This is a genomic window from Buttiauxella sp. A111 (assembly GCF_014189855.1).
Classification (GTDB): Bacteria; Pseudomonadota; Gammaproteobacteria; order Enterobacterales; family Enterobacteriaceae; genus Buttiauxella; species Buttiauxella selenatireducens.
In genome coordinates, this window is sequence record NZ_BJFN01000004.1 from 502,411 (window position 1) to 523,880 (window position 21,470).

The 21,470-nt window shown below is 50.7% G+C and carries 18 protein-coding genes; 10 read left to right on the plus strand and 8 right to left on the minus strand.

Annotated features, from left to right (window positions below; genetic code table 11):
* The first annotated feature begins 189 nt into the window (after window positions 1-189).
* Genes potA through potD form a run of 4 tightly spaced genes read left to right on the plus strand, consistent with a single transcriptional unit; the run spans window position 190 to window position 4,011 of the window.
* Window positions 190-1,326: a spermidine/putrescine ABC transporter ATP-binding protein PotA gene (gene potA, locus BSPA111_RS14650; RefSeq protein WP_183271874.1), complete on the plus strand. Its 1,137-nt coding sequence runs from the start codon at window positions 190-192 to the stop codon at window positions 1,324-1,326.
* The gene (potB, locus tag BSPA111_RS14655; protein WP_183271875.1) at window positions 1,310-2,167 is read left to right on the plus strand and encodes a spermidine/putrescine ABC transporter permease PotB; all 858 of its coding nucleotides are present in this window, start codon (window positions 1,310-1,312) and stop codon (window positions 2,165-2,167) included. Before potA ends, potB begins: the two co-directional genes overlap by 17 nt.
* A complete protein-coding gene (gene potC, locus BSPA111_RS14660; protein ID WP_183271876.1) occupies window positions 2,164-2,940 on the plus strand; it encodes a spermidine/putrescine ABC transporter permease PotC in 777 nt (258 codons plus the stop codon). The genes potB and potC overlap by 4 nt, the downstream gene beginning before the upstream one ends.
* A gap of 24 nt (window positions 2,941-2,964) precedes the next feature.
* Entirely contained in the window at window positions 2,965-4,011 is a 1,047-nt protein-coding gene (gene potD, locus BSPA111_RS14665) for a spermidine/putrescine ABC transporter substrate-binding protein PotD (protein ID WP_183271877.1), read from the plus strand.
* 106 nt (window positions 4,012-4,117) lie between these two features.
* Here potD and cobB read toward each other — a convergent pair whose 3' ends face one another.
* From cobB to lolC, 5 genes are all read right to left on the minus strand, one after another.
* Window positions 4,118-4,939, minus strand: a complete 822-nt coding sequence (gene cobB, locus BSPA111_RS14670) for a Sir2 family NAD+-dependent deacetylase (protein ID WP_183271878.1) — start codon at window positions 4,937-4,939, stop codon at window positions 4,118-4,120.
* A 3-nt stretch (window positions 4,940-4,942) separates the two neighbouring features.
* Window positions 4,943-5,854, minus strand: a complete 912-nt coding sequence (gene nagK / locus BSPA111_RS14675) for an N-acetylglucosamine kinase (RefSeq protein ID WP_183271879.1) — start codon at window positions 5,852-5,854, stop codon at window positions 4,943-4,945.
* Window positions 5,855-5,926: 72 nt separating this feature from the next.
* Complete coding sequence (gene lolE / locus BSPA111_RS14680; protein WP_183271880.1) at window positions 5,927-7,171, minus strand: lipoprotein-releasing ABC transporter permease subunit LolE; 1,245 nt, start codon at window positions 7,169-7,171, stop codon at window positions 5,927-5,929.
* Complete coding sequence (lolD, locus tag BSPA111_RS14685; protein ID WP_183271881.1) at window positions 7,171-7,875, minus strand: lipoprotein-releasing ABC transporter ATP-binding protein LolD; 705 nt, start codon at window positions 7,873-7,875, stop codon at window positions 7,171-7,173. The genes lolE and lolD overlap by 1 nt, the downstream gene beginning before the upstream one ends.
* A complete protein-coding gene (gene lolC, locus BSPA111_RS14690) occupies window positions 7,868-9,067 on the minus strand; it encodes a lipoprotein-releasing ABC transporter permease subunit LolC (RefSeq protein WP_183271882.1) in 1,200 nt (399 codons plus the stop codon). Before lolC ends, lolD begins: the two co-directional genes overlap by 8 nt.
* Window positions 9,068-9,364: 297 nt before the next feature.
* On the opposite strand from lolC, the gene BSPA111_RS14695 reads away from it, so the two are divergent.
* The 3 genes from BSPA111_RS14695 (at window position 9,365) to BSPA111_RS14705 (ending at window position 15,170) form a co-directional block, all read left to right on the plus strand.
* Window positions 9,365-10,438 carry an acyltransferase family protein gene (locus BSPA111_RS14695; protein ID WP_183271883.1) on the plus strand — a complete coding sequence of 358 codons (1,074 nt, stop codon included), beginning with the start codon at window positions 9,365-9,367 and terminating at the stop codon, window positions 10,436-10,438.
* A gap of 150 nt (window positions 10,439-10,588) precedes the next feature.
* The gene (mfd, locus tag BSPA111_RS14700) at window positions 10,589-14,035 is read left to right on the plus strand and encodes a transcription-repair coupling factor (protein WP_183271884.1); all 3,447 of its coding nucleotides are present in this window, start codon (window positions 10,589-10,591) and stop codon (window positions 14,033-14,035) included.
* A gap of 214 nt (window positions 14,036-14,249) precedes the next feature.
* Window positions 14,250-15,170: a L,D-transpeptidase family protein gene (locus BSPA111_RS14705; protein ID WP_183271991.1), complete on the plus strand. Its 921-nt coding sequence runs from the start codon at window positions 14,250-14,252 to the stop codon at window positions 15,168-15,170.
* A 90-nt stretch (window positions 15,171-15,260) separates the two neighbouring features.
* Here the strand turns inward: BSPA111_RS14705 and bhsA are convergent, their stop codons facing one another.
* A complete protein-coding gene (bhsA, locus tag BSPA111_RS14710) occupies window positions 15,261-15,518 on the minus strand; it encodes a multiple stress resistance protein BhsA (protein WP_183271885.1) in 258 nt (85 codons plus the stop codon).
* A 248-nt stretch (window positions 15,519-15,766) separates the two neighbouring features.
* On the opposite strand from bhsA, the gene BSPA111_RS14715 reads away from it, so the two are divergent.
* A complete protein-coding gene (locus BSPA111_RS14715) occupies window positions 15,767-16,399 on the plus strand; it encodes a TetR/AcrR family transcriptional regulator (protein WP_183271886.1) in 633 nt (210 codons plus the stop codon).
* A gap of 52 nt (window positions 16,400-16,451) precedes the next feature.
* Here BSPA111_RS14715 and BSPA111_RS14720 read toward each other — a convergent pair whose 3' ends face one another.
* Window positions 16,452-17,345 (minus strand): siderophore-interacting protein, encoded by an 894-nt coding sequence (locus tag BSPA111_RS14720; RefSeq protein ID WP_183271887.1) that lies wholly within the window; start codon window positions 17,343-17,345, stop codon window positions 16,452-16,454.
* A gap of 194 nt (window positions 17,346-17,539) precedes the next feature.
* Here BSPA111_RS14720 and iutA point away from each other — a divergent pair, with 194 nt between their 5' ends.
* Both iutA and BSPA111_RS14730 read left to right on the plus strand, forming a co-directional pair.
* Entirely contained in the window at window positions 17,540-19,729 is a 2,190-nt protein-coding gene (gene iutA, locus BSPA111_RS14725) for a ferric aerobactin receptor IutA (RefSeq protein ID WP_183271992.1), read from the plus strand.
* Between the two features lie 128 nt (window positions 19,730-19,857).
* A complete protein-coding gene (locus BSPA111_RS14730; RefSeq protein WP_183271888.1) occupies window positions 19,858-20,886 on the plus strand; it encodes a Gfo/Idh/MocA family oxidoreductase in 1,029 nt (342 codons plus the stop codon).
* 43 nt (window positions 20,887-20,929) lie between these two features.
* On the opposite strand, the gene BSPA111_RS14735 is transcribed toward BSPA111_RS14730, so the two are convergent.
* The gene (locus BSPA111_RS14735) at window positions 20,930-21,466 is read right to left on the minus strand and encodes a glycine zipper 2TM domain-containing protein (protein WP_183271889.1); all 537 of its coding nucleotides are present in this window, start codon (window positions 21,464-21,466) and stop codon (window positions 20,930-20,932) included.
* Between the last annotated feature and the right edge of the window lie 4 nt (window positions 21,467-21,470).

A 21,470-nucleotide genomic window follows, 5' to 3' on the forward strand; every position in this document is an offset into this window, starting at 1 on the left:
ATGTAATGCAATGCGAGTGGATTTGGTGTTTGCTGCTTGGATCCTCATCACGTTCAAACCCGCCAACAGGCATCAAGGATTGGCGATTTCAATGCTTTGCCGTAGAATGCGTGCCCTTACTTAAACGTGCAAAACCGCAAGGTGGTTAATCACAAACCCCGCATCAGCTCGCAATTTGATGCGTCATTTATGGGACAGAGTAAAAAATTGAATACACAGCTTCGTTCGCTCTCACCGCTGGTAGAACTGGCGGGTGTAGGTAAGCGCTTTGATGGCAAAAACGTAATTTCTGATTTATCTCTCACCATTAATAATGGTGAATTTCTGACGCTCCTTGGCCCTTCCGGCTGCGGCAAAACAACGGTGCTGCGCATCATTGCCGGTCTGGAAAGCGCGGATTCTGGCACGATTTCACTCGATGGCCAGGATATCACGCAGGTTCCGGCCGAACACCGCCACGTTAATACCGTCTTCCAGAGCTACGCTCTGTTTCCTCATATGACCGTTTTTGAAAACGTCGCCTTCGGTTTAAGAATGCAAAAAACGCCGGATGCCGAGATTGCTCCGCGTGTGACCGAAGCGTTGAAAATGGTGCAGCTAGAGGCGTTCGCGCAACGCAAACCCCACCAGCTTTCTGGCGGACAGCAACAGCGTGTTGCGATTGCACGGGCGGTAGTCAATAAACCCCGTCTGTTACTGCTTGATGAGTCGCTTTCTGCGCTCGATTACAAATTGCGCAAGCAGATGCAGAATGAATTAAAAGCGCTCCAGCGTAAGCTCGGCATTACCTTTGTTTTTGTCACGCACGATCAGGAAGAAGCGTTAACCATGTCCGACAGGATTGTGGTGATGCGCGATGGTCGCATTGAGCAAGACGGTACGCCGCGCGAAATTTACGAAGAACCCAAAAACCTGTTCGTGGCGAGTTTTATCGGTGAGATCAATATTTTTGATGCGACCGTCATCGAACGTGTCGATGAACAGCGTGTGCTGGCCAACGTCGAAGGCCGCGAATGCCATATTTATGTGACGATGCCTGTCACCGTCGGGCAACGACTGAAAGTCTTGTTACGCCCGGAGGATCTACGCGTCGAAGAGATAGGCGATACTCACGTCGCCGACGGCTTAATGGGCTATGTGCGAGAGCGCAACTATAAAGGCATGACGCTTGAGTCAAACGTCGAACTGGAAAATGGCAAAATGGTGATGGTCAGTGAATTCTTTAACGAAGATGATCCTGATTTTGACCACTCGCTTAACCAAAAAATGGCGGTTACCTGGGTTGAAAGCTGGGAGGTAGTGTTGGCAGATGAAGAGCTCGCGTAAATTCCAGAATCTGGTGATTACCACCATCGTAGGTTGGTTGGTGTTGTTCGTATTCCTGCCGAATCTGATGATCATCGGGACGAGCTTCCTGACGCGTGATGACGCCAATTTCGTCAGCATGGTGTTCACGCTGGAAAACTACACCCGGCTCGCCGATCCTCTGTACGCGCAGGTACTTCTGCACTCGCTAAATATGGCGTTGATTGCCACCCTCGCCTGCCTGGTGTTGGGCTACCCGTTTGCCTGGTTCCTGGCTCGATTACCGGAGCGTGTGCGCCCTTTGTTGCTCTTTTTGCTGATTGTCCCCTTCTGGACCAACTCATTAATTCGTATCTATGGGTTGAAGATTTTCCTCAGCACCAAAGGGTATATGAATGAGTTTTTGCTGTGGCTTGGGGTCATTGATACGCCGATTCGTCTGATGTACACCCCAAGTGCAGTGATCATCGGCCTGGTGTATATCCTGCTGCCATTTATGGTCATGCCACTGTATTCGAGCATCGAGAAGCTTGATAAGCCTCTGCTGGAAGCAGCGCGTGATTTGGGTGCCAGCAAATTTCAGACGTTTATCCGCATTATCATTCCGCTCACCATGCCGGGAATTATTGCGGGCTGTTTGCTGGTGATGTTGCCTGCAATGGGGCTGTTTTACGTTTCCGACTTGATGGGAGGGGCGAAAAACCTGTTGATTGGCAACGTCATTAAGAGCCAGTTCCTGAATATTCGCGACTGGCCGTTTGGTGCCGCGACCAGTATTACGCTCACGTTGGTGATGGGTCTGATGCTGCTGGTTTACTGGCGTGCTGCCCGTTTGTTGAACAAGAAGGTGGAATTAGAATGATGGGTCGCCTGTTCCGTGGCGGATTTATGACTGCCATCTACGCGTATCTGTACATTCCGATTATCATTTTGATCGTTAATTCGTTTAACAGTTCGCGTTTCGGTATTAACTGGCAAGGCTTTACGGGCAAGTGGTATAGCCTGCTGATGAACAACGACAGCCTGCTGCAAGCGGCACAACATTCATTAACCATGGCAGTGGTTTCCGCCACTGCGGCGACGCTGATTGGCTCGCTAACAGCGGTGGCGTTGTATCGCTACCGTTTCCGTGGCAAACCCTTTGTCAGCGGCATGTTATTTGTGGTGATGATGTCGCCCGATATCGTGATGGCAATTTCACTGCTGGTGCTGTTTATGCTGCTGGGTGTGTCACTTGGCTTCTGGTCGCTGCTGTTCTCACACATCACTTTCTGCCTGCCATTTGTCGTCGTCACGGTCTATTCACGGCTGAAAGGGTTTGATGTGCGAATGCTTGAGGCGGCGAAAGATTTAGGTGCCAGCGAGCTAACCATTCTTCGCAAGATCATCCTGCCACTTGCCATGCCCGCGGTTGCCGCGGGCTGGCTATTGAGTTTTACCCTGTCGATGGATGACGTGGTGGTTTCATCGTTCGTGACAGGGCCAAGTTATGAAATTTTGCCATTGAAGATTTACTCAATGGTGAAGGTCGGTGTTTCGCCAGAGGTGAATGCACTTGCCACCATTTTGTTAGTGCTCTCGCTGGTCCTGGTGGTTGCCAGTCAGCTTATTCTTCGTGATAAAACCAAGAGCTAGGCTCTAAATTCAGGGGACGTTAAAATGACTAAATGGCCACGCCACCTGCTCGCTGCGGGCGCTCTGGCACTGGGTATGGGCGCTGCACATGCCGATGACAGTAAGACACTCTACTTCTATAACTGGACAGAGTACGTGCCGCCAGGCCTGCTTGAGCAGTTCACCAAAGAAACGGGTATCAAAGTGATTTATTCGACCTACGAGTCGAATGAAACCATGTATGCCAAGCTGAAAACCTACAAAGAAGGTGCGTACGATCTGGTTGTTCCTTCAACCTACTTTGTGGCGAAAATGCGCAAAGAAGGGATGATCCAGAAGATCGACAAAAGCAAACTGAGTAACTTCAAAAATCTCGATCCTGAGATGCTCAACAAGCCGTTCGATCCCAACAATGACTATTCCATTCCGTATATCTGGGGTGCGACAGCCATTGGCGTAAACAGCGACGCTATTGATCCAACAACCGTCACCCGTTGGGCCGATTTATGGAAACCAGAGTACAAGCAAAGCCTGTTGCTGACCGATGACGCGCGCGAAGTCTTCCAGGTCGCATTACTGAAACTCGGTTATTCCGGCAATACTACCGATCCAAAACAGATTGAAGCGGCGTACCACGAGTTGCAAAAGCTGATGCCAAACGTGGCCGCGTTCAACTCGGATAACCCTGCCAACCCGTATATGGAAGGCGAAGTGAATCTCGGTATGGTGTGGAATGGTTCAGCCTATGTTGCACGCCAGGCGGGCACTCCACTGGAAATTGTCTGGCCGAAAGAAGGCGGGATTTTCTGGATGGATAACCTGTCTATTCCTGCAAACGCCAAAAACGTAGACGGTGCATTAAAGCTGATTAACTTCCTGCTGCGTCCCGATGTGGCAAAACAGGTAGCCGAGACTATTGGTTATCCGACGCCAAATCTCGAAGCGCGCAAGTTGCTACCAAAAGAAGTGTCTGGGGATAAATCGCTTTACCCTGATGAGGCAGTGATTAAAAACGGGGAGTGGCAGAACGATGTCGGTGATGCCAGTGCGATTTATGAGTCTTATTATCAGAAGTTGAAGGCTGGACGGTAGTTCGGTTTTTAGCTTTTTCCCCTCACCCTAACCCTCTCCCTGAGGGAGAGGGGACTTAACCGTTCTCCCCCTCTCCCTCAGGGAGAGGGTCGGGGTGAGGGTTGTTTCAAAGCCCTTTCAATAATCTGTCCACGTACTCCGGCACCACCTCACTGGCTAAACCGTAAAACTTCTCTTCAAACTCGCTACCCACCTGGCTCGGTTCAAGATTCAGCTCAACGGTATGTGCGCCTTGCAATCGGGCTTCGTGGACAAAACCTGCGGCAGGATAAACATGGCCCGAAGTGCCGATGGCGATAAAGTAATCTGCCGTCGCAATCGCCTGATAAATCTCATCCATCCCCAACGGCATTTCACCAAACCACACCACGTGCGGGCGCAACGGTGCAGAAAGTTGGCAGCAGTGGCAACGATCATCAGAGGTGATATCCCCTTTCCACTCCAGTACTTGCCCACTGCGCGCACAGCGTACTTTCAGCAGTTCACCGTGCATATGGATAATATTTTTATTACCCGCGCGTTCGTGGAGATTATCAATATTTTGCGTCACCAAAAGGAAGTGATCGCCCAACTCTTCCTCAAGCCTTGCTAACGCCCGATGAGCCGCATTGGGCTGGATTTCTGCCTGCTGGAGTTGCTGACGGCGAGCATTATAAAACGCCTGAACCAGTTCTGGGTCGCGGGCAAATCCTTCTGGCGTTGCCACATCTTCAACACGATGCTCTTCCCACAAACCATCAGTCGCGCGGAAAGTCCGAATACCTGACTCGGCGGAAATCCCTGCCCCGGTCAGGACCACAACTCTGGGTTTTTCCATCGCTTCAGGTCCAGGACTGTCGCGGAAAAAAGCGCGCTGGCGCAGACGCTGTCTCAACAAGCGTTTGTTTTTTCTGAACCGGCTTAACCGATGTTGACGACGGGTTAACATAATTTACTCCGTGAGATGGAGGAACGCCGCGCCACGCATACCGCCAGCATCCCCATGTCGCGCAGGTTCAATGCGCGGTACACGGGCAACCGGCAGCAAATGTCGAGGCAATCGCCCGGACAGCTGTTCCGTAATTGCAGAAAAGTTGGATAATCCACCACCGATCACCAGTAAGTCGGGATCGACAATGGTCAGAATATTGCCCAGACACACCGCCAGCAGATCGAGATACCGTTCAACGTGTTCGCGGGCTTGTTCATCCCCCTGCTCCCACAAGGCGATGATTTCCGGAGCGTCACGTTTCTGATGATAGAAGTGTTCGTAAAGCCATGCAAACCCTCGGCCTGAAAGATAATTCTCAATACAGCCGTGCTGTCCACAGCCGCAGCGCGTCAGGGGGAAATCACGCCCGACCACCTCCAGCGCATCGACTGGCAGACGAATATGACCAAACTCACCGGTGATATAGCTGCGACCGGTAATCGGCTTACCGTTAATGACAATCCCACCGCCCACGCCCGTTCCCAGGATCAGTCCCATGACAAGCGGATACTGGCGGAACTCATCGTCCCAGGCTTCGGAGAGGGCAAAACAGTTGGCATCGTTATCGAGACGCACGTCGCGTTCGAGTAAAGCAGAGAGGTCGGCACGCAGCGGTTTGCCACTGGCGGCAGGAACATTGGCGGCGTAGAGCGTGCCATCGTCGGTTTCCGGCATTCCCGGAATACCAATCCCCACTGAGCCCTTCACGCCAAAGCGGGTATCGGCTTCGGTCACCAGGGCGGCGACCGCGTTTAAAAATTCGTCGTAACTTTCGCGCGGCGTGGGAACGCGGGTTTCCCACTGCAATTTAAGCTGTTCATCAAAGACGCCAAGCGCAATTTTGGTGCCGCCAATATCAAATCCATAATACATAACGCATTCCTCTTTCTGATTTGGCGACACATTGATTTAACAACACAAAGTGCAGCTCAAATCATGACAAAATTACTGGCCACTTAACACCCTCGCCGGATCAATTCGGCTTGCGCGACGCGCAGGGTACCAGCTTGCCAGCAGACTCAGTAAAAGTGCTGTCACCAGCACATAAAAAACATCCAGCCAATGAAGTTCGGATGGCAGGAAATCAATAAAGTAAATATCCCCGGACAGGAATTGGTGGCCGATAAGCTTTTCAATCACGCGGATGATATTGGTCAGTTGCCAGGAGGCCAGCACTCCGATAATCACACCGCTCACGCTACCCAACAGACCGGCTAACAGCCCGTACCAGATGAAAATGGCACGAATCAAACCATCTTTTGCACCCAGGGTACGCAGGACGGCGATATCGCTGCTCTTGTCCTTCACTGCCATAACCAGCGTGGAAACGATGTTGAAACAGGCTACGCCAATCACCAGCACCATCGCCAGATACATGATGGCGCGAATCATTTGGATGTCGCGGTACATGTAACCGTAGGTGCCAATCCAGCTTTTGATGTAAACGTAAGCGTTGGTGACTTCACCGGCATCTCGCACCAACTGGTTGGCGTTAAACACATCATTCACTTTGATAGCGATGCCGGTGACGCTGTCCCCCATATCCAAATAGCTCTGCGCATCAGCCATTGGCACCATCGCGAAGCTGTGATCGAGCTGCCCGCTGAGTGCAAGAATACCCTCAACTTGCAGGCGTACGCGCTTCGGTTGTAGCAGTTTGTGATCGGCATTGCTGTTGGGGATCATGATAGAGATCCAGTCGCCCTGCTTCACTTTCAGGGCATCAGCGACCCCTTTACCAATAATGATTTGCTGCTGACCGGCCTTAAAGTTAGCCCACGCGTTATTTTGCACATACTGTGGCAACGCACTGAGGCGAACCTCCTGTGCAGGATCGACCCCTTTTACCTGAATAGCGCGCAGATTTGGCCCACTTTCCACCAGACCAGTGAAGTTGATGTACGGCGCAGCCGCCGCAATCCCCTTCACTTTCTCAACACGTTGTAAAACACCGCTCCAGTCATGGAATGGCTGATTTACCGGCTCGATTTCACCATGTGGTACTACCGCTAAAATGCGGTTGTTAAGCTCACGCTCGAAACCGTTCATCGCGCTCAGCCCTACGATCAGCACCGCTACACCCAATGCGATACCTAAAGTGGAGATGATTGAAATCAATGACACCATACCGCTGCGACGACGCCCGCGGCTAAAACGCAAACCAATAAGCAGTGACAGTGGCGAAGCCATTAATGGGCTCCCATCAGAGTCAGCTCATTGGTCAGGCGACCATCACGCATTTCTAACTGGCGAGACATGCGACGCGCCAATTGCAGATCGTGAGTCACCACGAGGAATGCGGTTCCCTGGCGCACGTTAAGCTCACCAAGCAGTTCGAAAATGCTGTCTGCATTACGCGCATCCAGGTTACCGGTCGGTTCATCGGCCAGCACCAGACGCGGGTTATTTACCAGAGCACGTGCTATCGCCACACGCTGACGTTCGCCACCGGACAGCTCTGAAGGACGGTGATTACTGCGGTGATCAAGACCGACAGCTTTCAGCATTTCCAACGCACGTTGCCTGGTTTCATCCGTATTGTTTTTGCCGATTAACAGCGGCATCGCGACGTTTTCCATCGCGGTAAAATCAGGCAGTAGATGGTGGAACTGATAAATAAAGCCCAACTCACGGTTACGCAGTTCTGCTTTAGCTGAAGACGACATTGAGCTCATCGGCTTGCCGTTGAAAATCACATCGCCAGAGGTTGGCGTATCAAGCCCACCTAACAGGTGCAACAGAGTACTTTTGCCAGAGCCGGAGCTGCCGACAATAGCCATTAGCTCGCCGGTATCGATGCTGAAGCTGACATCATGCAATACGTCCGTTTGCACTTTGCCTTCCTGATAGCGTTTGCACAGCTTGTCACACTGCAACAGGATAGAATTACTCATAACGTAAAGCCTCAGCGGGATGTGTCGCGGCAGCACGCCACGATGGATAAAGCGTGGATAACAGCGCAACCGCCATAGCAACGACGGCAATCACGATAACTTGTAGTGGATCAATGGCAACCGGCAGCGTGGCACCATCCAGCATGGCGCCAATAATCGGCATCAAATTATTTAACTGGCTGGCAAGTAGCGCGCCAAGCAGTGCGCCAAGCAGTGCGCCAATCACGCCAGCACTCGCCCCTTGCACCATAAACACCGCCATGATTTGGCGACGGGTTAGCCCCTGAGTCTGGAGAATGGCGACTTCGCCTTGTTTTTCCATGACCAGCAGGCCGAGAGACGTAATGATGTTAAATGCGGCAACCGCCACAATCAGGCTCAATAACAGCCCCATCATATTTTTTTCCATGCGCACGGCCTGGAAAAGCTCCCCTTTACGTTCGCGCCAGTCTTTCCACTCGGTGCCCTGCGGCAAAGTCTGTTGACTCAACACATCCACTTTTAGGGGCTCTGCCAGCCACAAACGCCAGCCGGTAATATTGCCCGCCGGATAGCGCATCAGGCGCGACGCATCTTGCTGGTTCACCAACATTTGATAACCGTCGACTTCGCTATTGGCCGCAAAAGTACCAATGACCGTGAACAGACGCTGGCTAGGCAAACGCCCCATCGGCGTAAACTGGCTGGCGGACGGCACCATCACACGGATGCTATCACCACGTTTAATACCCAGTTGCCCGGCAAGCTGCTCACCCAGAATAATGTTGTACTTCCCGGCGACCAGGTCAGTTTGCTTAACGTTGACCAAAAACGGCGAAAGCGGATCTTTTTCGTCCGGCTTCACACCCAGCATCACACCGACCGCCACGCTGCGCGCGCTTTGCAGCACAACATCACCCGTGGTGATAGGAGCAATGCGTGTGACGCCCTGGAGTTTCAGATCTTTTGCAGGAAGCGTTTCTGGATTAATGGAACCTTGAGGCGCGCTGATTATCGCCTGTGGCATCAGTCCAAGAATGTTGTTTTGCAGCTCACGCTCGAATCCGTTCATTACGGAAAGCACGGTAACCAGCGCCATTACGCCAAGCGTAATGCCGATAGTCGACAGCCAGGAAACGAAGCGACCGAAGCGGTCAGCTGCTCGCCCACGCATGTAGCGCAGGCCTATAAATAACGCGACAGGTTGATACATGTATTCCGTCTTGTTGCAGTTGCGGATGCAAAGTTGGCGAGAAGTATATAAGTGATACCTTATCAAGTAAATGAAACATAACGTTTTTTTGATATTTCAGAACATGTGAAATCCAATTAAATCAATCTCATAACATCTTGTTTTCGAAGTCAAAGCTCTCGCGAATCGGTTATTTACTGACCCTGCGGAATTTCTGAAAGGCGCCGAATTCTTACAAAAACAGACAAATCAGGTAAAAAAACTGCCGCCAATCTTCCACCCTGAAGGCAATACAGACCCACAGAAGATATTGCTCGTATGAATAACAAACAACTATGGATAAACCATATCAAGGGATTGTGCATCTGCCTTGTGGTTATCTATCACTCGGTGATCACTTTTTATCCGCACCTGGTGCAATCCCAAACTGGATTGCCTGAGTACATTGCCAAAAGCTGGATTTACGTGAATCTTTACCTCGCGCCTTTCCGTATGCCGGTCTTTTTCTTTATTTCCGGATTTTTGATAACCCGCTATATCGACGTGGTGAAATGGCGGGACTGCATTGATAAACGTCTCTGGAATATCTTTTATGTTCTGCTGTTATGGGGCGTGTTGCAGTGGCTTGGTATTACGTTAATCAATGAGTGGCTGGGCCCCGAACTGGTGCGAAACCCGACATCCAACGCGGCCTATTCAGAAAACCTCTTACAATTTGCCACCAGCATGGCAAAAGCCAGCACCAGCCTTTGGTATCTCTATGCGCTGGTGATCTATTTTCTGGTTTTCAAAAGCCTGCGCCAGTACAAACTTCCGATCATCATGATGTTACTGGCGCTGAATGTAGTGATTAGCTTTATGCCGTTGCCATGGTGGGGTATGAACAGCGTGGTGCGTAACATGTGTTATTACGGGCTGGGCGCGTGGTTTGGACCACAATTGATGAACGCGATGAAAGCATTTTCCCCTCGCCAACGACCATTATTCTGCGTAGCTGCTGCTTTGGTTTCTACCGCGTTGTATCTGGTGAACGTCCCGCTGGTGATTTCAGTACTCTCTATTTTCGTCATTATGAAGCTGTTTTATCTACTTGATAATTGGCGAGAAAGTCGCTCCGACGCCTTCCTGAATATTGTCGGCACTAACACCATTGCGATTTACACGACCCACCGCATTGTGATTGAAGCATTAAGCTTATTCACACTTGCGCAAATCCACGCCGGACACTTCTCCGATAACCTGGTCCTCGCCATTTTGCTGGTTTATCCGTTCTTCAGCCTGGCAATATGTACCTTGCTGGGTTTAGGCTTCAGGAAATTATCGCGGGGACTGTGTGGTGATATGTTCTTTTCACCGCCGAAAAAAAGGGTGATGGCAACGGATGCGGGTTAAGTGGCATCCGCAGGATGGTCAAATCTCAGGCTGCTTTGCGATTGGGTTGCTAATACAAAACGATCGCGGATAATAATAAGCAACTTCTTGCCGCGTCAGGGTTATATACCCATAAAATTCGATGCAACCTGAGAGATTCTGACACCTTCTATGCCTGAAAATTATCGCTATTCCTTACCTGTTAAAGCTGGCGATCAGCGTCAGCTTGGAGAACTCACCGGTTCTGCTTGTGCAACCGAAGTGGCCGAAATCATAGAACGCCATAATGGGCCGGTGGTGTTGATTGCTCCAGATATGCAGAATGCGCTACGTCTGCATGACGAGATTACTCAGTTTACGGAAAGCCTTGTGGTGAATCTTGCCGACTGGGAAACCCTGCCCTACGACAGTTTCTCGCCGCATCAGGAAATTATCTCTTCGCGTTTATCGACATTGTATCAGTTGCCAACCATGCAGCGCGGCGTGTTGATTCTGCCGGTGAATACGTTGATGCAGCGCGTCTGCCCGCACAATTTCTTGCACGGCCATGCGTTGGTGATGAAAAAAGGCCAGCGCTTATCACGCGATAATCTCCGCCACCAGTTAGAACAGGCCGGATATCGCAGTGTCGATCAGGTGATGGAACACGGTGAATTTGCTACCCGTGGCGCATTGCTGGATTTATACCCGATGGGGAGCGAACAGCCCTACCGCATCGATTTCTTCGATGACGAAATCGATAGCCTGCGTGTATTTGATGTTGATACACAGCGCACGCTCGAAGAAGTTGATGCGATTAACTTGCTGCCCGCACACGAATTCCCGACCGACAAAACCGCCATCGAACTGTTCCGCAGCCAGTGGCGCGACAAGTTTGATGTGAAACGTGAGCCGGAACATATCTATCAGCAAGTGAGTAAAAATACGCTCCCTGCCGGGATTGAATACTGGCAACCGCTGTTCTTCAGCGAGCCTTTGCCGCCGCTGTTTAGTTATTTCCCAAAAAACACCTTGCTGGTGAATACCGGCGACATCGAAAACAGTGCCGAGCGTTTCTGGCAGGATACCGTTGCCCGATTCGAAAATCGCGGCGTCGATCCGATGCGGCCATTATTGCCGCCAGAAAGCCTGTGGCTGCGTGTGGACGAACTGTTCAGCGAGTTAAAGTCCTGGCCGCGCATCCAGCTCAAAACTGAATCATTAGCCGATAAGGCTGCGTTTACCAACCTGGGCTATCGCGCATTGCCGGACCTTTCCGTTCAGGCGCAGCAGAAAGCTCCACTCGATAACCTGCGTAAATTCCTTGAATCCTTCGCGGGACCCGTGGTGTTTTCCGTAGAAAGCGAGGGTCGCCGTGAAGCATTAGGCGAATTGTTATCACGCATCAAAGTGGCACCAAAGCGTATCTATCGCCTTGATGAGGCCAAAGATAATGGCCGCTATTTGATGCAGGGTTCCAGTGAACATGGTTTCATCGACACCCTGCGTAACCGCGCGTTGATTTGTGAAAGCGATCTGCTGGGTGAGCGCGTCAGCCGTCGCCGTCAGGATAGTCGTCGCACCATTAACCCTGATACCTTGATTCGCAACCTGGCCGAGCTGCATACCGGTCAACCGGTTGTGCATCTTGAACATGGTGTTGGCCGGTACGCCGGATTAACTACCCTTGAAGCCGGTGGCATTACAGGTGAATACCTGATGCTGACCTATCACGGTGACGCCAAACTTTACGTGCCGGTTTCTTCACTGCATTTGATCAGCCGTTACGCGGGCGGAGCTGAAGAAAATGCGCCGCTGCATAAACTGGGCAGTGATGCATGGTCACGGGCGCGCCAGAAAGCCGCCGAGAAAGTGCGTGATGTAGCGGCGGAATTACTGGATATTTATGCGCAGCGTGCAGCAAAACAAGGCTTTGCTTTTAAGCATGACCGCGAACAATATCAACTGTTCTGCGATGCCTTCCCGTTTGAAACCACGCCGGACCAGGCTCAGGCGATTAATGCGGTGTTGAGCGACATGTGCCAGCCGCTGGCCATGGACCGTCTGGTGTGTGGTGATGTGGGCTTTGGTAAAACTGAAGTGGCGATGCGTGCCGCATTCCTCGCAGTGGAAAACCACAAACAAGTTGCCGTACTGGTTCCGACCACCCTGCTCGCTCAACAGCATCTGGATAACTTCCGTGACCGTTTCGCCAACTGGCCAGTGCGCATCGAAATGCTGTCGCGTTTTCGTACCGCCAAAGAGCAAGCGCAAATCCTGCAAGATGCGAGTGAAGGGAAAGTCGATATTCTTATCGGCACCCATAAGCTGCTTCAAAATGATGTGAAGATGAAAGACCTGGGGCTCCTGATTGTCGATGAAGAGCATCGCTTTGGTGTGCGTCATAAAGAGCGAATTAAAGCGATGCGTGCTGACGTCGATATCCTGACGCTGACTGCGACACCGATTCCGCGCACGCTGAATATGGCAATGAGCGGGATGCGCGATTTGTCGATTATCGCGACGCCTCCGGCACGCCGCCTGGCAGTGAAAACTTTCGTTCGCCAGTACGATGAACTGGTTGTCCGCGAAGCGATTCTGCGTGAAGTTCTGCGCGGCGGGCAGGTTTACTATCTTTATAACGATGTGGAAAATATCCAAAAAGCAGCAGACCGCCTCGCGGTATTAGTGCCAGAAGCGCGCATCACCATTGGTCACGGCCAAATGCGTGAACGTGAACTGGAACGCGTGATGAACGACTTCCACCACCAGCGTTTCAACGTGCTGGTCTGTACCACGATTATCGAAACCGGTATCGATATTCCGACTGCGAATACCATCATCATCGAACGCGCAGATCATTTCGGCCTGGCGCAGTTGCACCAGCTACGTGGCCGCGTTGGGCGCTCGCATCACCAGGCGTATGCCTGGCTGCTGACGCCACATCCAAAAGCGATGACGACCGACGCGCAAAAACGCCTCGAGGCTATCGCTTCTCTCGAAGATTTGGGCGCAGGTTTTGCCCTGGCGACTCACGACCTGGAAATTCGTGGTGCGGGTGAGTTGCTCGGCGAAGGCCAAAGCGGTTCGATGGAAACCATCGGTTTCTCGCTGTATATGGAGTTGCTGGAAAACGCGGTCGATGCGCTTAAAGAAGGCCGTGAGCCGTCGCTTGAAGATTTGACCAGCAGCCAGACCGAAGTTGAACTGCGTATGCCAGCCCTGCTGCCTGATGATTTCATTCCGGACGTCAATACACGCCTGTCATTCTACAAACGCATCGCCAGTGCAAAAACGGGACATGAACTCGACGAGTTAAAAGTAGAGTTGATTGACCGCTTTGGTTTGCTACCCGATCCTGCGCGCAACCTGCTGGATATTGCCGCATTGCGCCAGCAGGCACAGAAATTAGGTGTACGTAAAATCGAAGGAAACGAAAAAGGTGGCGTGATTGAATTTGCCGAGAAGAACCATGTTAATCCAGTATGGTTGATTGGTTTACTGCAAAAACAGCCTCAGCATTACCGTCTGGATGGGCCAACTCGCCTGAAATTTATTGAAGATCTCGCCGACCGCAAAGCCCGTATGGAATGGGTGCGTAACTTTATGCATCAGCTTGCTCAGAACGCAGCGGCTTAATCCGTTCACAGTGCCTTAGAAATATCTAAGGCACTTACTTTGTAACATTTACACATTCTTTCAATCCGCCAGGATTTCCCTACACGCTCTCCCGCCATAATCATCGATTAACTTTTTTATAACATACACATTTTTCATAGGGTTTATCGTGATTACCTCTCTGAGCGTTTCATCATCCCGCAAAGCTCGCGTCATTCGCTGGCTCGCGTCGATCATGCTGGTTAGCGCAACACTGGCCTCGTTTCAGGCTGTCGCCAACTCTTACCCATTGCCCCCAGAAGGAAGCCGTCTGATCGGCAAGAATATTTTCCATGTTGTGGAGAATAATGGGGGTTCGCTTGAGGCGATTGCGAAAAAGTACAATGTGGGTTTCCTGGCTTTGCTTCAGGCAAATCCGGGGGTTGACCCTTATGTTCCTCGTGCGGGAAGCGTGCTGACGATCCCACGTCAAATGCTGTTGCCCGATGCCCCACGCCAGGGGCTGGTACTTAATCTCGCAGAGCTTCGCGTTTACTATTATCCGGCGGGTAAAAACAGCGTCACCGTTTACCCTATTGGAATTGGCCAACTTGGTGGCGACACCGTAACGCCAACCATGGTGACGACTATTTCAGATAAACGTGCCAACCCGACCTGGACACCAACAGCGAATATTCGTGCACGCTATCTGGCAAATGGCATCAAACTCCCGGCCGTAGTGCCTGCCGGGCCGGATAACCCAATGGGCCACCATGCGATTCGCCTTGCCGCCTATGGTGGCGTCTACCTGTTACACGGCACCAACGCAGACTTTGGTATTGGTATGCGCGTCAGTTCTGGCTGCATTCGTCTGCGTGATGACGATATCAAGGCTCTCTATAAAGAGATGCCGGTCGGGACGCCAGTGCGCATTATTAACACCGCGATCAAGACCTCCGTTGAACCGGACGGTACTCGTTTAGTTGAAGTGCATCAGCCGCTGTCAAAAGATATTAATGACGACCCTCAGGTGCTGCCGATTGTGCTTAACGAGCAGATGAAACAGTTCCAGTCCGCACCTGAAACTGACGCAACAGTAATGGAGCAAGCCATGCAGCATCGCTCAGGAATGCCAGTTGAAGTGAATGCTCATCCTGAAGCGAGCAATACTATTTAAGACGAAGTAATAATAGAAAAAAGGCCCTGTTATTTAACAGGGCCTTTTTTATTGAACGAGTTTGTAAAGCAACGCTCAGAGGGTAATAAATTATTTATAAATTACCGCAGTACCATGCAACGTGTTCGGACCGGTTACTGAAGTGATACGGAATGAACTTGCACCCATTTGGTCCGCTTTTTCAGCCAGTTGTGCTTCCAGAGAATCAAGGTTAGTCCCCGCGGTTGCCGTCACAGTACCGATTTTCTGTTGACCTGTTGGAGTGGCTTGAACTTCTACAGCGGCAAAGCTTGCAAAAGAGATTGAGCTTAATACAACGGCAGCGATGAGAGTTTTCACGTTTTTCATGTTATTTACCTTGAGCAGATGATTTGTAAGGTCGTAAAGTTATTTACTTAACGATCGATAACTAAATCATAAACGTGATCTGCGTCACACGTCAAATCAATTTAATAACGTTCATTAATTATTTTATAAAAACCCTATTTTTCATTAAGATAGGATTCATTTATTTTTACCCTAAAAGCCTCTGGCTACCGGGGTTTTTTATTTTTATAATGATCGTTCATTAAACAGACAAAGGTTAAACGGCATACATGTCATCTGATACAAGTTGCATTAAAAAAAGCCGTGGCCGTCCGAAGGTGTTTGACAGGGAAGCAGCACTCGACAAGGCCATGGCTTTGTTCTGGCAACACGGCTACGAAGCCACCTCCATGGCGCATTTGGTCGAAGCAACGGGCGCGAAAGCCCCTACGCTGTACGCCGAGTTCACGAATAAAGAGGGACTCTTCCGGGCGGTGCTGGATCGCTATATCGCGCGCTTTACGCAAATGCGTGAGGCATGTTTATTCTGCGAAGATCGGACGCTTGAAGAAGCGCTGGAAGATTATTTATCACTGATTGCAAAGTTATTTACGGAGAAAGACACACCAACAGGTTGTTTTATCATCTGTACTTCATCAGTGCTGGCGGCATCTTCGGAAGATATTGCCGCCGTGATAAAAACACGCCAGTCGATGCAGGAAGAAACTTTGGTGCGTTTTCTGAGTAAACGCCAGGAGAAAGGTGAAATCCCCTCCAGCAGCTGCGTGCGTAAGCTGGCTAAATACCTGTGCTGTATCATTCAGGGGATGTCGGTCAGCGCGCGTGAAAACGCCAGTTACGATGAGCTTTTACAGATAGTTAGCACCACGATGCGGCTGATGCCTGAACTGAAGAAAATCTAAACGGCACTGAGGCGGATAATTCAAACTCATCCGCCTTTTCAGAGGTCTGCTTTTACTTTTGCCGCCCTTTACTCCAGTAAGCCATAAAGTTGATAGCGTCGTGGTTAACGCCACATTCACCTATCAAATAGCGCCGCAGCATTTTCACGACCGTCGATTCCCCTGCAACCCAACCGTAAAACGCAGTGCTGCCAGTAGTGGCTTTGTCCCACAGCAATTCACCTTCCGCTTCTTCGTTGATCGCTTCAACAACTCCAGCCGTTTTAGGTACTTGCGCCTCAGCTCGGACCGCTTTTAGCAAACACTCTCCGTGGCTGGCTTTAGAGGGATTACGAGGCAACCAGTGAATACTGGCGAAGCTAAATTCGCTTAAATCAACACAATCACCCTGTTCTGGCACTTCAAAAAACGCCTGGATTTGCGGCGGATTTTGCTGCGTTGCCAGCAGTTCAAGAATACCTCGCGCCGCTGGCAGTGCGGTTTCATCGGCAATAATTAACGCCTGACGCAAGCCCGCAGGCGGCGTCCATTCGTAACCGCCGCTGTCTTGCGGGTAATCCGCATTTGGGGCAACGATTTGGATTTTATCCCCAGGCGTCGACGCAATAGCCCACGCGGATGCCGGGCCTTCCGTACCGTGACTGACAAATTCAACCGTCACTTCCTGACGCTCGCGGTCAACATGGCGCAAAGTATAGGTGCGCACAATTGGCCGCTTCTCTTTGGGCAATTCTTGCAGTAACTGATACCACTGCGCCTGTTCTGGTAAGGCCGGGAGTGAACCATCTTCTGACGGAAATAACATTTTGATCCGCTGGTCCGGCGAATCACATTTCATTTTGGCGACGTCTGGTCCGCCAAAAACCAGGCTCAGCAGTGAAGGTGAAACTTGCGATTTATTCACTAGCTGCACATCAAACAATCGATAGCCTTGCACCCCAGACATTTCGACTCCTTTGCCGTTCACGGCTTACACTCAAAAAAGTAAACCACAGAAATAATGTGATTATTCATAAGATTAATTTGAGAAATACTATCAATTGATATTGATAATGAGAACCGTTATCGGCAAAATTCTGCTCGTTCATATTTCAAAACATTTTTAAATGTTAATTATTTCCCATCCAAGGAATGATGATGATGCATAAAAACGCGCGCTGGGTGCTTAACCCGTTGCTCCTGGCGATGATGGCTCCGGCTTTCGCGCAGCAAACATCCGAAGAAGATATTTTGGTTTCTGCAAACCGTATGCACCGCACGGTGGCAGAAATGGCACAGACCACCTGGGTTATCGAAGGCGCTGATCTTGAACAGCAAATCCAGGGTGGTAAGGAGCTGAAAGATGCCCTTGCACAGCTTATCCCGGGCCTTGATGTTGGTAGCCAAAGCCGTACCAACTACGGCATGAACATGCGTGGCCGTTCTATCGTCGTATTAGTGGATGGTGTACGCCTGAACTCATCCCGAACCGATAGCCGCCAGCTAGATTCTATTGACCCGTTCAATATCGAGCATATTGAAGTCATCTCCGGCGCGACGTCCCTGTATGGTGGCGGGAGTACGGGTGGTCTGATTAACATCGTGACCAAAAAAGGCCAACCTGAAACCCAGATGGAATTTGAAACGGGTCTTAAATCAGGTTTTAACAGCAACAAAGATCACGATGAGCGCGTTGCCGGTGCCATTTCTGGTGGTAACGACCATGCTTCCGGGCGTCTTTCGGTGGCTTATCAAAAGTTTGGCGGTTGGTATGACGGCAATGGCGACCAGACCCTGCTCGATAATACGCAGACAGGTTTACAGTATTCCGACCGTCTGGATGTTATGGGAACGGGTACGTTAAATATTGATGAAACCCAGCAGCTTCAGTTGGTTACGCAGTATTACAAAAGCCAGGGTGATGATGATTACGGCCTGAATTTGGGGCAGAATTTTTCTGCGGTGACGGGCAACGGCAAAGCGTATGTCAGTGATGAGCTTAATTCAGACCGCATTCCTGGCACCGAGCGCCATCTCATTAGCCTGCAATATTCCAACAGCGATTTCCTCGGCCAGGAGCTGGTTGGGCAGATTTATTATCGTGATGAATCCCTGACGTTCTATCCGTTCCCTACCCTGACGCGTAATAAGGTCACCAGTTTCTCTGCATCTCAGCAGGATACCGATCAGTACGGTGCGAAACTGGCACTGACCAGCCAACCGCTAGACGGCTGGCAGATTACTTATGGTGTGGACGCCGATCACGAGAGCTTTACGTCGAACCAGATGTTCTTTGATTTGGCGAAAGCAAATGCCTCGGGTGGCCTGAATAACCAAAGTATTTATACCACCGGTCGCTACCCGGGCTACACCATCACTAACCTCGCCCCATTCTTGCAAACCAGCTATGACATCAACGACTTGTTTACCGTCAGCGGCGGCGTGCGCTACCAGTGGACTGAGAATAAAGTTGATGACTTTGTTGGGTTTACTCAGCAACAAGGCATTGCAAACGGTATCGCAAATTCTGCCGATGCTATTCCTGGCGGTAGCACCGATTATGACAATGCGTTGTTCAATGCTGGCCTGTTGATGCACATCACCGAGCGCCAACAAACGTGGTTCAACTTCTCGCAAGGTGTTGAACTACCAGACCCAGGCAAATACTACGGCAACGGCACTTACCGTCTGGTTAACGGCCATTACCAACTCCTTAATAGCGTTAACGTTGGGCAGTCTAAACTCCAGGGGATCAAGGTCGATTCTTACGAGTTAGGCTGGCGTTATACCGGTGATAGCCTGCGCAGCCAGATTGCGGCGTACTACTCGTTGTCCGATAAGTCTATCGCCATCAACCGTGCAGATATGACAATCAATGTTCAGGATGATAAGCGTCGTATTTACGGGGTTGAAGGCGCAGTGGATTACTTCATTCCAGATTCAAACTGGAGCACCGGTGTCAACTTCAACGTGCTGAAATCTGAAACCAAAGTTGACGGAAAATGGCAGAAATGGGATGTGATTTACGCAAGCCCGTCGAAAGCCACCGCATACGTTGGCTGGGCACCCGATCCGTGGAGCCTGCGAGTTCAAAGCCAGCAGACGTTTGATTTGACCGATGCTAGCGATAATAAGATCAATGGCTACAACACCATCGACTTTATTGGTAGCTATGCATTGCCAGTGGGCAAACTCAGCTTCAGCATCGAAAATTTGCTGGATAAAGATTACACCACCGTGTGGGGGCAGCGCGCACCGTTGCTGTACAGCCCAACTTACGGCAGCCCATCGCTGTATGAGTATAAAGGCCGTGGACGCACTTACGGTGTGAACTACTCGCTGCTGTTCTAAGAAAATCACGGCAGGCGGATAAAAAACCGCCTGCTTTTTACACTCAGGGACAAATCCGTGCTCGACCAAATCACAATAGTCATTTAAAACATAGGGACTCTAATTATTCACACGGTTAATAATTTACTATGTTGGCAGGCATTATAGGTTTAGGTTCGGTCATCGAAACCGCGTATCTTCCGGCGTTACACCGCATCTCCCCTCCTGCTCTCGAACTGTATGGTTACGACGCCGACGCCACTCGACAACCAGACGGTATCAGCCGCTGTGATTCTCTGGATGCGTTGCTGGCATTGCCACTTGATGTCGTGCTAATCACAACTTCCTCACTCCATCATTTACCGGTACTTGAGCGGGTACTGCAAAGCGAGGTCCCGGCGATTGTGGTTGAAAAGCCCGTTGCTGCCACGCTTGCACAACTCGAGAAGCTCGAAACATTACTTAAAGAGCCGCACATTGCTGCTCGTGTTCTGGCGTTAGATCACTGGATGGTTCGCACTCAAGCCTGCGATTACATTCGCAACATCAATGAAATAAGCCGGATTGAAGGTTTCTTACGTGAACCAAGCGGATTTAACGCAGCAGGGGAGCCTATCGCGCTGAACTTCGCCACCGGGGAAGCGGATACCCGCCTGTTGCGTCATCCTGACGGCGTGATTGTCGACATTGGGACTCACGTTCTCGCCATGATGCGCGAAACCGTTCACCAGGTCGGCGGGAATGACAGGCTAACGATTAAACTCAATTACGCCCATGATCGGCTGGGAAATGCGATAGCATCAGGCGATGTCACGACTGCTGAAGGTGAAGCACTGCTCACCGGCACAATAAGCGATATCCCGTTTACCCTGCATCTCAACAAATATGCCGGGCCCGCAGGCGGGCAAAAGGGGATGCGCATTTATCTTCATGACGGGCGAATCATCAATATCGATCGAGAAGGTGCGAATGAAGTGGTTGAGCTAATGACTGACGTCAGCACTGAGCGCAAACTTATTGCCGGGCCGCTTTATGATCGCTGTTTGAATGATGTGGTATTTGGCGAGAACAGAGTGTTTCTGCGCACGCCTGACGAGGTCCCGGCTTATACGCAACGGCGATTAACAGAAGTGACCGCACTACTGAAGCTGCAACAGCAGCTGCGTGGTAAGCATTAAAACCAAAAGCCCATCTTTCTGGATGGGCTTTTGGTGGTATTCGTTAAATTTTATTCAGAACTAACTGGCCGTTATTATCCAGAGGGATTTGCTCACCAGGGCTTTTATCCATGCGGATTTTACCCTGCTGATCGCCAATACGGTACGTGACATCATAACCGAGCATTTTCTCTGATTTGTCGTAAACCGTTTTGCATTTCTGCTCTGTGGTGGTGTAAGTGTCACGGTCTTGCATGTTGCCCTGAACCTGGTTACCTGCGTAACCACCGCCCAATGCTCCCACTACCGTGGCAACGTCTTTACCGCGTCCACCACCAAACTGATGGCCAATCACCCCACCAGCTACTGCACCCAGCGCTGAACCGATAATTCGATTCTCATCCTGTACCGGGCGACGATGAGTAACCGTGACGTTCTGGCACTCCTTACGCGGCGTTTTTACTGTTTCCTTGATAGGTGTCGCTGACACGACCTGCGCATACTTCGGTCCAGGCTCAAAAACGTTCATGCTGGCAACCGCCGCCACACCCAGTGCTGCGGCCACGCCGATACCTATACCCGCTAACATTGATTTATTCACAGGA